Source organism: Mycobacterium sp. ML4, from assembly GCF_054515735.1.
Genome location: NZ_JBTNSY010000010.1, coordinates 229,138 through 239,976 on the forward strand (window position 1 = coordinate 229,138; position 10,839 = coordinate 239,976).

General features: G+C 65.5%; 9 protein-coding genes. 4 read left to right on the forward strand and 5 right to left on the reverse strand.

The window, feature by feature from the left end; genetic code table 11:
* Nucleotides 1-315: 315 nt before the first annotated feature.
* Genes ACX9NE_RS14015 through ACX9NE_RS14025 form a run of 3 tightly spaced genes read right to left on the reverse strand, consistent with a single transcriptional unit; the run spans nucleotide 316 to nucleotide 3,199 of the window.
* On the reverse strand, nucleotides 316-774 hold the full coding sequence (locus ACX9NE_RS14015; RefSeq protein WP_459361925.1) for a VOC family protein: 459 nt from the start codon (nucleotides 772-774) through the stop codon (nucleotides 316-318).
* The gene (locus tag ACX9NE_RS14020; RefSeq protein ID WP_459361924.1) at nucleotides 774-1,928 is read right to left on the reverse strand and encodes a M24 family metallopeptidase; all 1,155 of its coding nucleotides are present in this window, start codon (nucleotides 1,926-1,928) and stop codon (nucleotides 774-776) included. The genes ACX9NE_RS14015 and ACX9NE_RS14020 overlap by 1 nt, the downstream gene beginning before the upstream one ends.
* Nucleotides 1,925-3,199 carry a M24 family metallopeptidase gene (locus ACX9NE_RS14025; protein ID WP_459361923.1) on the reverse strand — a complete coding sequence of 425 codons (1,275 nt, stop codon included), beginning with the start codon at nucleotides 3,197-3,199 and terminating at the stop codon, nucleotides 1,925-1,927. Before ACX9NE_RS14025 ends, ACX9NE_RS14020 begins: the two co-directional genes overlap by 4 nt.
* A 16-nt stretch (nucleotides 3,200-3,215) precedes the next feature.
* On the opposite strand from ACX9NE_RS14025, the gene ACX9NE_RS14030 reads away from it, so the two are divergent.
* A complete protein-coding gene (locus ACX9NE_RS14030) occupies nucleotides 3,216-4,478 on the forward strand; it encodes a cytochrome P450 (RefSeq protein WP_459361921.1) in 1,263 nt (420 codons plus the stop codon).
* Here ACX9NE_RS14030 and ACX9NE_RS14035 read toward each other — a convergent pair.
* Nucleotides 4,444-5,844 carry a wax ester/triacylglycerol synthase family O-acyltransferase gene (locus tag ACX9NE_RS14035; RefSeq protein ID WP_459361919.1) on the reverse strand — a complete coding sequence of 467 codons (1,401 nt, stop codon included), beginning with the start codon at nucleotides 5,842-5,844 and terminating at the stop codon, nucleotides 4,444-4,446. The genes ACX9NE_RS14030 and ACX9NE_RS14035 overlap by 35 nt on opposite strands.
* Nucleotides 5,845-5,931: 87 nt before the next feature.
* Between ACX9NE_RS14035 and ACX9NE_RS14040 the strand changes: the two genes are divergently transcribed.
* On the forward strand, nucleotides 5,932-7,308 hold the full coding sequence (locus ACX9NE_RS14040) for an FAD-binding oxidoreductase (protein ID WP_459361917.1): 1,377 nt from the start codon (nucleotides 5,932-5,934) through the stop codon (nucleotides 7,306-7,308).
* Between the two features lie 326 nt (nucleotides 7,309-7,634).
* On the opposite strand, the gene ACX9NE_RS14045 is transcribed toward ACX9NE_RS14040, so the two are convergent.
* Complete coding sequence (locus tag ACX9NE_RS14045) at nucleotides 7,635-9,050, reverse strand: serine/threonine-protein kinase (RefSeq protein ID WP_459361915.1); 1,416 nt, start codon at nucleotides 9,048-9,050, stop codon at nucleotides 7,635-7,637.
* 32 nt (nucleotides 9,051-9,082) lie between these two features.
* Between ACX9NE_RS14045 and ACX9NE_RS14050 the strand changes: the two genes are divergently transcribed.
* A complete protein-coding gene (locus tag ACX9NE_RS14050; RefSeq protein ID WP_459361914.1) occupies nucleotides 9,083-9,625 on the forward strand; it encodes a TetR/AcrR family transcriptional regulator in 543 nt (180 codons plus the stop codon).
* Between the two features lie 25 nt (nucleotides 9,626-9,650).
* Entirely contained in the window at nucleotides 9,651-10,796 is a 1,146-nt protein-coding gene (locus tag ACX9NE_RS14055; RefSeq protein ID WP_459361912.1) for an acyl-CoA dehydrogenase family protein, read from the forward strand.
* Nucleotides 10,797-10,839: the final 43 nt, after the last annotated feature.

Below are 10,839 nucleotides of genomic sequence, written 5' to 3' on the forward strand. Positions count from 1 at the left end.
GTCCGCCGCGTGATCGGCCTCATCGCAGAACTTCCGGCAGATACATGGAATCTCAGTATCAAAATCCAGCGCCGACAGCACATCGGACTCTGGCAGTAGAGCGCACTCCCCGACCATCACGGAGTAAAGGGTAAACCTCTGGTTGAGACTTTTCGCGTAGGCGCGCGCGGCGGCGGCACGAAACGATCTCACATTCCCGCTTCCCAGCGGATCGATCGCGTGCTGATCTGAGCCGACGACGTCGGCGTTTCTGGTCGCTGCACCGGAATCTCTGGCAGCCGCGGCGGCGGTCGTGTGTGCAAAATCAGGCAACTGTCATACAGGCACCCGCCCCGGCAACGCGCCCAACCACCCGTCCGCCAACAACTCCAACAACTGCCCATCCGGATCCCGCACCATCGCCGCCCCCTCCGACACCGTCCCCTGCACAACGGATCCCCCGAACTCCTCGACCCGCTCCAACACTGAACGAAGATCGGTGACCGAAAACGAAATATGCGTCAATCCAACCTGATCCATCACCCGCTCGCCGCCAGCAGACACCACACGACCTGAGTAGTCAAGCAACTCCAGCACCAACCCGTCCCGCACCAGATACGTCGCGTGCAACCCCACCGGCCCATCCAGTTGCAACAGAGCAGCGGTCCCCTGCTCCGGCGCGTCCAGCTCCCACCAGAACTCAAATCCCAGCAGCCCCTCGTAAAACCGCCGCGACGCCAGTCGATCCCGTACGCACAACCCGACATGATTGAAAACGACCGGCTGCGAACCCATTACAGCCGCCCGTATCGCGTCAGCACCCTAGGCCGACCGCTTTCGATCACCACGGTCGCCCGCTCCAGACAGCCGCCGACGCCTTCCTCAACCACCCACGACTGCACGCTCAACACCATCCCCTCCTCCAATACCGCATCACGCCCACGCCCCAGCCCGATCACCGGCGGCTCAGCCCCCAAACCCAACCCGTGAGCAAGCACCACCGAACAAGCGCCCCAACCACACTCCTCCCAGGCCTGGTACAGATCAGCCCCAGCGCCACCCGACCGACAGGCCCCCAACAGAGCATCCATCCCGGATGTGCAACGCTCACCCAACGGTCCCAAGCCACCCGAGCCGACCACAAACGTCCGCGCCAACCCCGCCTCATAGCCGGCATACACCGCCCCCGGCGCCAACACCACCAGCTCGCCGTCCTCAACAACCCGACCCGAGGGCACATAGCGAAAGTCGACCGGGCCGGTCCGGCCAGTCGCAAAGCACACACTCTCCGACGGCGGCACGGGAGTGCCGAGCCGCGACACGTGCTCGGAGTACACGCCCAGCAGTTCCCGCTCGGAAACACCGCGCCGTAGCGCGGCAGACATAGCACTCAACGCCGACTCCGAAATCGCTGCCGCCACTTCAAGACACGTGATCTCGTCGTCGGTCTTGACGCGGCGAGCGGCCTCGAGAATCGCGCCGCCGTCCACCAGCTCCGCCGACGTGGCAAGCAACGAAATCATCGTCCCGGACGACGCCGTCAGTCCGTCGGTGCCGATGCGCCGCGATTCCCGCAATCCCGGAATCGCCGCCACCGAAGCCATCAGATTCATCGGATTCCAGCTCAGCGGATACAGATCCGCCCGCTCGATCTCCGGCGGCACCCCCTCGTCCCATGTCGAGAGCAGATGCACCCGTCCCGTCGACCGCACCACCACACACACCGGCGCGAACGGCAACACACCGGCCCGCCCCAGCAACCGCGCCCCGGTCACGTAGTGCACATTGCCGGCCCCACCCAGGATCAACGCATCCAGATCGTGAGTCTCCATGCCGGAGAACACCTTTTCGCGGCGCTGGGCACGCAGCCACCCGAAGTCCACTCGGGCATCGTCCTCCATGGACATCACGCCGATACGCACACCACGATCCCGGGCCACCGGACTCATGCCACAACCCCATACGGATCGTAAAAATCCCCGCTCAACTTCGCCCAGCCGTCATCCGTCACGGCCACGATGTCTTCCGCCCGATAGCCCGCCGACCCTTCGTCCCAGATCACCGGCTCGAATACCGCCACCATGCCAGGCTCCAGCACCAGCCGGGAGTCGAAATCCTCACCAAGATCCGTGCCGACCAAAGGCATCTCGGCGCTATCGGTCCCTACCCCGTGCGCCAGATAGAAATGCTCGATCCAAGGACGCAACCCGCCATTGGCCGCCACCGCAACCTTGCACAGCTCCAAACCGGTAACGCCCGGTCGCAGCACCTCCAGGCAGGCGTCCACTACACCCCGCCAGCGCCGAAACTGATTCTCCTGCAAGGCATCCGGAGGCGCGCCGACCGTCCAGGTCCGGCCGAAGTCGGACGCGTACCCTTCATACATGATCCCGGCGTCCACCCAGATGACATCACCATGCCGTAGAAACCGGTCGGAGGTCACCGTCGGGTACGCCAGGTCACCGTGCAGCGTCCACGGTCCCTGCTCGCGAGACGGCGCCATCACCTGCCAGATCGGATCGATCCCACCCGCCGACGCGCCGAGTTCGAACACCCGCCGCAGAAAAGCCGCGCTCAGGTCAACCTGCCGCACCCCCGGGCGCAACAACGCCAATGCATCGGCCATCGCCAGCTCATTGAGCCACTGCGCGTGGCGAATACAGGCCACTTCGTCGACCGTCTTCAACAGCTTCGCCTCACCAAGCACCCCGGACGCGTCCACGAACTCATACCCGGTCAGCTCGCGGATCATCGCGTGGGAAAGGTGATCGATCCCCAGCCGGGCACCGGCACTGAACAATGAAGCCAAGGCCGCACCGAACGCGCCTATGTTGTCGTCCAGATCCGGGAACAACGGCTCATGCACCACGACGTCCGCCGGCACGCCGTCAGCGAACATCGTAAACAGGTGCGGCACCGACTCCCCCGCGACCACCACCGCCACCGCGCGAAACAACGCCGCCGTGTCACCATCCATCGACGGCGTCAACGCGCCCGTGGCGTACGACACCGCACTGGACCCCAGCAGCACCAGACCGTCCAACCCACCGGCCACCAGAGCGGACTGCAACTTCGCAAGGCGCTGCCGGCGCATACGGGCCAGATCGGGCAGATCCGGGATCAGTTGCCCGCCGATGGTGGCCCCAGCAGCCCAGTCCTCGATGGCTCCACACCTCCTCGTGCGTAATAATGCAAAGATAGCGTAAAAAGCGCCGCGCACTCGGAGAGGGATACCAGTGACAGCCCGGCCGAATGTCAGCCCAGAGATCATCGTCGACTTCGACCACCACTCCGACGAGTTCAACCTCAACGAACTCGCGATCAACGCCGAGCTCCGCCAACGATGCCCGGTCGCCTGGAACACCAACTACGGCGGCTTCTGGTTCCTCAGCAGCTACGACGCGGTGCGCCAAACCGCCCGGGACGGCGATACTTTCGCGCACAAGTACGAACCCGACGCCGCCGACGGCATCGACTACCAGGGCGAGATGGGCATCCCCCGCCCCGAAGGGCAACCCGCCCTGGGCATCGGCGAAATCGACGGCCCCTACCACCAGGCCCTGCGCCACGCGCTGGCCCCGTTCTTCTCACCCGGCGCCGTCGAAAAGCTCAGGCCGTTCATGGAGGACAAGGCCCACGAGTTCCTCGACAAGCACGCTCACGCGGGACACATGGACCTGGTGCTCGACTACGCCAGCCCCGTCCCGGCCATCCTCACCATGAAGCTGATGGGTCTGCCCTACGACAACTGGGACCTCTACGCCAACCTTTTTCACTCCGTCATGGCCGTCCCCCAGGACAGCCCCGAGTACCTGACCGCCATCGCCGCCGTCCCGGACATGATGCAGGGCGTACTGGAGTTCGCGCGCGCCCGACGCGCCAATCCCAAAGAAGACCTGACCAGCTTCCTGATCCAGTTCGAGTTCGACAATGAAAGACTGACCGACGAACAACTGCTCACCATCCTGTGGAACCTGATCGGCGGCGGGGTCGACACCACCACCTCACAAACGGCGCTGACCCTGCTGCACCTGGGCACCCACCCGCAGCTGCGACGGCAGCTCATCGACCACCCCGAGCTCTACCGCACCGCCACCGACGAATTCCTGCGTTACTTCTCGGTCAACCAGCAACTGAGCCGCACCGTCACCAAAGACGTCACCGTCAACGGCCAGCACCTGCGAGCCAACGACAAACTCATCATCAGCTGGCTGGGCGCCAACCACGACGAGAACGAGTTCGACCGGCCCGACGAAATAGTGCTTGACCGAAATCCTAACCGTCACTTGGCGTTCGGCCTCGGCCCGCACCGCTGCATCGGTTCGCATCTGGCCCGGCTGATGGCCGAGGTGATGGTCAAGGCCGTCCTCGACCGCATCCCCGACTACGTGGTCGACGAAGACGGCGTCGACTTCTACCTGGGTAACCCCAGCATGACCGGCCTGGCCAGGCTGCCGGTCACGTTCACCCCGCAGCGCGCGGCTTGTGACCGCGCTTGACCCGCAGCCTGCGACTGATCTCGAGCAGCCGCGCCACCCCGGCTTCGATCCCCGAGGCGAGCGCGTCGAGGTCGGGTGCGGCGTCGTAATCCCCGGTGATGCCGAAGACGAAATGGTCGGCGTAGCTGACCATCGCGATGCCGGTGCGCAGCTGCAGCGCGATCGGCGGGATCGGCAGGATCTCCAGCACCCGCCGGCCCAACAGGCGTTGCTCGGCGCGCGGACCCGGAACATTGGTCGCCAACGCGACCACCGCCTTTTGCGGCAGGTGGCTCAGCAGCCGAACTAGCCACGCGGAGAACATGAATGGCACCGCTTTGGTCGCCGAGAGCATCGCGCTGCCGCCCTCGCTCTGACCGCTGCTCTTGGCATGCAACAGCCGCTTGTGCACCAGCTCCAGCTGCGTCACCGGATCGGCCTCGTCGACCGGCAGCAGCGGCAGCATCGCCGACACCTGGTTGTCGGTCATGTTGAAGTGATTCACCCCGCGCATCGACACCGGCACCAGGGTGCGCAGCGAGGCGCGTCCGGGCGTCTCCCCGCGGTCGAGCAGGATCTGCCGGTAGCTGGCGGTGATCGCAGCCAGCGCTACGTCGTTGATCGTCACGTCGAACGCGTCACCGACCTCATGCAGGTCGGCCAGCCGGACCCGGGCCGCCCGGTAGCGCCGCCGCGTGGTGACCGAGCCACTCAACGACGTGTCCGGCGCCGAGGTGAGCATGCTCGCTGTCAGCTCGGCCGCACCCAACGCGGCGTGCTCGACAGCCGAGGCCGCGTCCACGGCGCCGCGCGCCAGGGCACTCGCCCAGCTCAGCGGATTCAAGCTCACTTTCACATCCCACCACCGGTGCTCCGGTTCCTTGGCGGCATGGATCTCGGTGGCGAACGACTCGCCGCCGCCTTCGTCGCTGAACTTCGCCATCATCTGCGTCGTCGCGATGCCGTCGGCGATGCAATGATGCAGCTTGGTCAGCACCGCCCACCGGTCATCGCTGAGGCCCTCGATGATGAAGCAGTCCCACAGCGGGCGCTCGCGATCCAGGCGGCGCTCCATCACGTCTGCGACGATTTCGAAGAGTTCGGCGTCGCCGCCCGGATGCGGTACAGCGAGCCGGTGCAGGTGCCGCGAGACGTCGAAGTGCGGATCATCCACCCACTCCGGCGGGCCGATGTCGAGTGGATGGGTTTTCAAGACCTGGGTGCAGCGCGGGATGGACCGGACTCGTTCGGCAAAAGCTTCGACGAACTCCTCATGTGCCGGCGGCGGACCTTCCACGATCGACACACCGCCGATCGCCAGGCTCACATGCGGATCGGAGTCTTCCACTTCCAGAAAAGCAGCATCGAGGGCGGTGAGGTGCTCCATGGCGTTACTATCCGCCGCGACGACTACGGGCCGTGAGAGTCAGAAGTCCTCTCCTTTGCGGGCCGAACGAAGGATAGATTGAATTCGATGAGCGACATGTCAGCGCGGTTCGCGGAGATCGTCGGCGATGAGCACCTCATTTCCGGCGACGCCATCTCCGAGGATTATTCCCACGACGAGGAGCTGACGCAGTCTCCGGTGATGCCGGCATACGTTGCCAAGCCGGCCGCCGCGCAGGAGGTCGCGAAACTGCTCAAGGCGGCCTCATCGCTTGGGGTGCCGGTGACGGCCCGGGGCTCCGGGTCGGGTCTGTCGGGTGCGGCTCGTCCTGTCGCCGGCGGGCTGCTGATCTCGTTCGAGCGGATGAACAAGGTGCTCGAGGTCGACACCACCAACCAGGTCGCCGTCGTTCAGCCCGGGATCACGCTCAACGAACTCGACGCCGCCACCGACGAGTATGGGCTGCGCTACATGGTCTATCCCGGCGAGCTGTCTGCCAGCGTCGGCGGCAACGTCGGCACCAACGCGGGCGGGATGCGCGCGGTCAAGTACGGGGTGGCTCGGCACAACGTGCTGGGTTTGCAGGCGGTGTTGCCGACGGGCGAGATCATCCGCACCGGCGGCAAAATCGCCAAGATCTCCACCGGGTATGACCTGACGCAGCTGATCGTCGGTTCCGAAGGCACCCTGGCGCTGGTCACCGAGGTGATCGTCAAGCTGCATCCGCGGCTCGAGCACAGTGCCACCGTGGTGGCACTGTTCGCGGACTTCGACCAGGTGATGGCGGCCGTGCCGATCGTGCTGGAAGCCGGGCTGGCCCCCTACATCCTCGAATACATCGACAACATGACGATGGCGGCGATCATCCACACCCAGAACTTGGAGCTCGGCATTCCGGATCGGGTGCGCGACAGTTGTGCGGCGTATCTTGTTGTGGGGCTGGAGAATCGGACGACAGACCGGTTGGACGAGGACGTCGAGCGGACGGCCGAGTTGCTCGCCGAGCTGGGGGCGGTCGACGCTTACGTGCTCGAGGGCGGGTCGGCGCGCAAGTTGATCGAGGCGCGCGAGAAGGCGTTCTGGACGGCCAAGGCGATCGGGGCCGACGACATCATCGACACCGTGGTGCCGCGCGCGGCGATGCCGAAGTTCCTCAGTACGGCAAGGAGTTTGGCTGCCGCTGCCGGTGGTGGCCTCGCAGGCTGCGGACACGCCGGCGACGGCAATGTGCATTTGGCCATCCTGCTGAAGGATCCGGTGGCACGCAAGCAGTTGATGACTGACATCTTCGCTCTGGCAATGGAATTGGGCGGTTCGATCTCGGGCGAGCATGGGTTGGGCCGAGCCAAGACGCCCTACTATCTGAAGCTCGAAGACCCGGCCAAGGTGGCGTTGTTGCGACGCATCAAGGAAAGCTTTGACCCGGCGGGCATTCTCAATCCCGGGGTTGTCTTCGGGGAGTGAGCCGTCCGGGCCGGCGGTTGCTCACATCAGTCACTTGCGTCGCTGGCGCGGACGACGTTGCGTTTGCCCGTCTCATAGCGACAACTGCGCGACTATCGTGACTGCTCCCGCGCGGCAGTGTCCGGTAAGAGGCCGCCGCACGCGTGCGCAGTCGCGACAACGTCAGGGTTCAGGGCAGATTGTCGCTCTGAGGCGGGCAATCAGCCCCTCGCCCGTTCTAGGGACTCCTGTGACGCAAGTGATGAGAAGAACAACGCTGCGGGCGATCAATCCCTCAACCGATTCCAGGGACTCCTGTGGCCCCTGTGCTCCGAAGACCCGAGGATCTACCCAGCGGCCGCATACTGCAGCGCCGGCTCCGCCGAATCGACGTGCCGGCCACTGAGGATGGTGAGCATCTGCGGACGTATCTGGTAGCGCACGCCGTTGGCCGGGTTGGTCACATCGAATCCGCCGGAAGTCGGTACGGCATTGGGCAATTCGATGTGTGCCCCATCGCTGATACGTTCGCCGCGATAGTAGAAACTCTGCGGCCCCGCCTTGCACACCACCACCAGAGACTTCGCCGTGCGCAGCACTGCCGCCGGCGGACTACCCGGGTCGCATCGGGCCGTATGCCCCACAAATCCCAGTGCATCGGCGCCGTCCACCGGACGCGACAGCGACGGCGTCGTCGACGTGCCGGGCAACGCCGACGGCGCCGAAGGACCCGATCTGCTGCCGAACGCCAAAACCGCCGCGAGCACCGCCGCGACCACCAACATCAGCACCGCGAAACCACCGACCAGAACCGGCAGCCGACTGCGATTCGGCGCCGCGGGCAGCGGAGCCGGCGGCGGATAAGGACTGTAACCAGTGTCCTCGGGGTTGGGGTAGTTCGTTGTGAAGGAACGAGTACCCGACGGCGAGCCGATCACCGCGCCAGCAGCACGAGCCAATTCGCTAGGCGAAAAGAACCGCGCCGCAGGCTGTTTCGCCATCCCCTTCGCTATCACACCGTCAAACCCCCGGCTCACCCCCCGGCGCATGATGCTCGGCCGGGGCGGCGCCGAGAAGAGGTGCGCGCTCATCACCGCCGGAGTCTCGGAAAACTCGAACGGTGGCTTGCCGGTGAGACATTCATAGAGCACGCAGGTCAGCGAGTAGACATCGGTGGCCGGGCCTACCCGGTCACCATTGAACCGCTCCGGTGCCATGTACAACGCCGAACCGATCGGCAACCCCGCAGCAGTCAAACTGGGGTCTCCGCCGCCGCGGGCAATGCCGAAGTCGACGAGGTACGCGAACCCATCACCAGTGAGCAGCACGTTCTCCGGCTTGACGTCGCGATGCACCAACCCGTCGGCGTGGGCGGCATCCAATGCCGAGGCCACCTGAGTGATAACGGCCACCGCCCTCGGCGGCTGCAGTGGACCGTGGGCCTGCAGCAAATCCCGAAGGCTGCCGCCCTCGACCAGGCGCATGTCGATGAACAACACCCCACCGATCGCACCGAAATCGTGCACCGGGATGACGTGCGGTTCCTGCAATCGCGCCGCGATCTGCGACTCCCGGCGAAAACGCTCCTGGAACTTCGGATCCGCGGCCAGATCGGGGCGCAACAGCTTCAGCGCGACCATCCGGCCACGCGCCGTGTCATAGGCCCGGTACACCTCACCCATACCACCCGTACCCAGCAGCGATCGCAGCTCGTACGGTCCGAACCGGGTCCCCAGACGCGACCCGCCACGCGGCGAAGTCATCTCTCGATCCTTACACACGTAGGCTGCGGTCCATGGCGTCCGGTAGCCGTCTGAAGGTGGACGATTGGCTGCAGGCCGGCTACGCGATCGTGGCCGACGAAGGACTCCACGCACTCAAACTCGACCGACTCTGCCGCCGCTTGAATGTCACCAAAGGCAGCTTTTACTGGCATTTCACCGACATGGCCGCCTACCGCCAGGCGCTGATCCAATCCTGGACCCGGCTCAAAGACGACGAACATCGTGAAATGGAGCGGCTCGAAACCGCCGAACCCCGCGAACGATTGTCTCAGATGATGGCCTCGCTGATCAGGCCGCGACACTGGACGCTGGAACGTGCCATGCGCGAGTGGGCTCGCTCTGACGAGGACATCGCCGCAAAAGTTCACGCCGCCGACCGCCGGCTACTCAAGCAAGTGCGAAACGCCTTTGTCGACTACGGTTTTGACGCCGACGAAGCCGATGTCCGCGCCAACACCACCTTCGCAGCGGGCATCGGCTTGCTGCATCTGTCGGGTGCGACGCCCCGAAAGCAGCAGCGCGAGAAGTTCCTGGACTTCCTCCTTCGGCCCTGACCATACCAAAAGGTATGGTGGGCACATGACGGCCATCACCGATGACTTCGTCGACCGGCTACAGCAGCGCGCCCAGGAGGCCGAACAGTTGCGCCGGCTCCCGCAAGCCAGCGTCCGGGAATTGCAAGAGTCCGGCTTCACCGAGCTGTTCAAACCGGCCGGGTACGGCGGCCAGCAGGCCCAATTCCCAGCCATCTTCGATCCGGTGCGCCGCATGGCACACGGCTGCGCCTCAACCGCCTGGACGGCGGCGTTCTACACCATGCACACCTGGATGCTGGCGCTGTTCGACGAGCAGGCCCAGGCCGAAGGCTTCGCGACCCAACCGTTCCTCGCGTCCGCCCCGTTGGCACCGACCGGCCGCGGCATACCGACCACGGGCGGGTTCACCCTGCGCGGACGGTGGTCCTGGGCGACCGGCGTAATGGACGGCAACTGGACCGTCGTCGGCGCCCTGTGCGGCCCCGACGACGCGATCTTCCCCGCGCTGGCATTGGTCCCCGCCGAGGACGTCAGCATCATCGACGTCTGGCACACCGACGGTATGTGCGCCACCGGCTCCAACGACATCGTCGCCGAGAACGTCTTCGTCCCCGAGCACCGCCTGATCAAGATCACCGACATCTACGCCGGCACCACCCCCGGCGCGGTCTTGCACGACGCGGACGTCTACCGCTGGCCCCTGGTGCCCGCACTCGCGCTCACCGCTGCCATGCCGGCCCTGGGCGCCGCCGAACGCGTCGCGGAGATCTACACGCAGCGCCTGGGCGAGCGCATCATCGCCTACGAGGGCACCAGCCAGAAGGACAAGCCGGCCGCTCAGGCCCGCCTGGGACAGGCCCGGGTCCGGTTGCGCGCCCTGCACGGGTTGCTGCACGAGACCGTCGGGCGCATCGCCGACATCCTTGCCAGCGGCAACCACGTGCCCCGCGGGGTCCGCGCCGATGCCCGCCTTGCCGCCGCGCACATCGTCACGGAATCGCGCGGCGTCATCGCCGACCTGCTCGCAGCGTCCGGCGCCAGTGCGCATTTCCTGAGCAGCCCGCTGCAACGAGCCAAGCGCGACGTCGACGTGATCAGCGGACACGTGATCTTCGATTACGACACCAGCCGAGAACTGGCCGGCGCCTTGGCAATTGGGTTGAAGATCTCGCCCACCGCAATGGTCTGAGGGTGGCGACCCATCCCCCACAAGCGAGTGCGACCCGCAGCGC

Bases quoted from the DNA above. Each gene is read 5' to 3' on its own strand.
- ACX9NE_RS14040 (WP_459361917.1), top strand. From the start codon at position 5,932: ATGAGCGACATGTCAGCGCGGTTCGCGGAGATCGTCGGCGATGAGCAC.
- ACX9NE_RS14050 (WP_459361914.1), top strand. From the start codon at position 9,083: ATGGCGTCCGGTAGCCGTCTGAAGGTGGACGATTGGCTGCAGGCCGGC.
- ACX9NE_RS14045 (WP_459361915.1), bottom strand. From the start codon at position 9,050: ATGACTTCGCCGCGTGGCGGGTCGCGTCTGGGGACCCGGTTCGGACCG.
- ACX9NE_RS14020 (WP_459361924.1), bottom strand. From the start codon at position 1,928: ATGAGTCCGGTGGCCCGGGATCGTGGTGTGCGTATCGGCGTGATGTCC.
- ACX9NE_RS14015 (WP_459361925.1), bottom strand. From the start codon at position 774: ATGGGTTCGCAGCCGGTCGTTTTCAATCATGTCGGGTTGTGCGTACGG.
- ACX9NE_RS14035 (WP_459361919.1), bottom strand. From the start codon at position 5,844: ATGGAGCACCTCACCGCCCTCGATGCTGCTTTTCTGGAAGTGGAAGAC.
- ACX9NE_RS14055 (WP_459361912.1), top strand. From the start codon at position 9,651: ATGACGGCCATCACCGATGACTTCGTCGACCGGCTACAGCAGCGCGCC.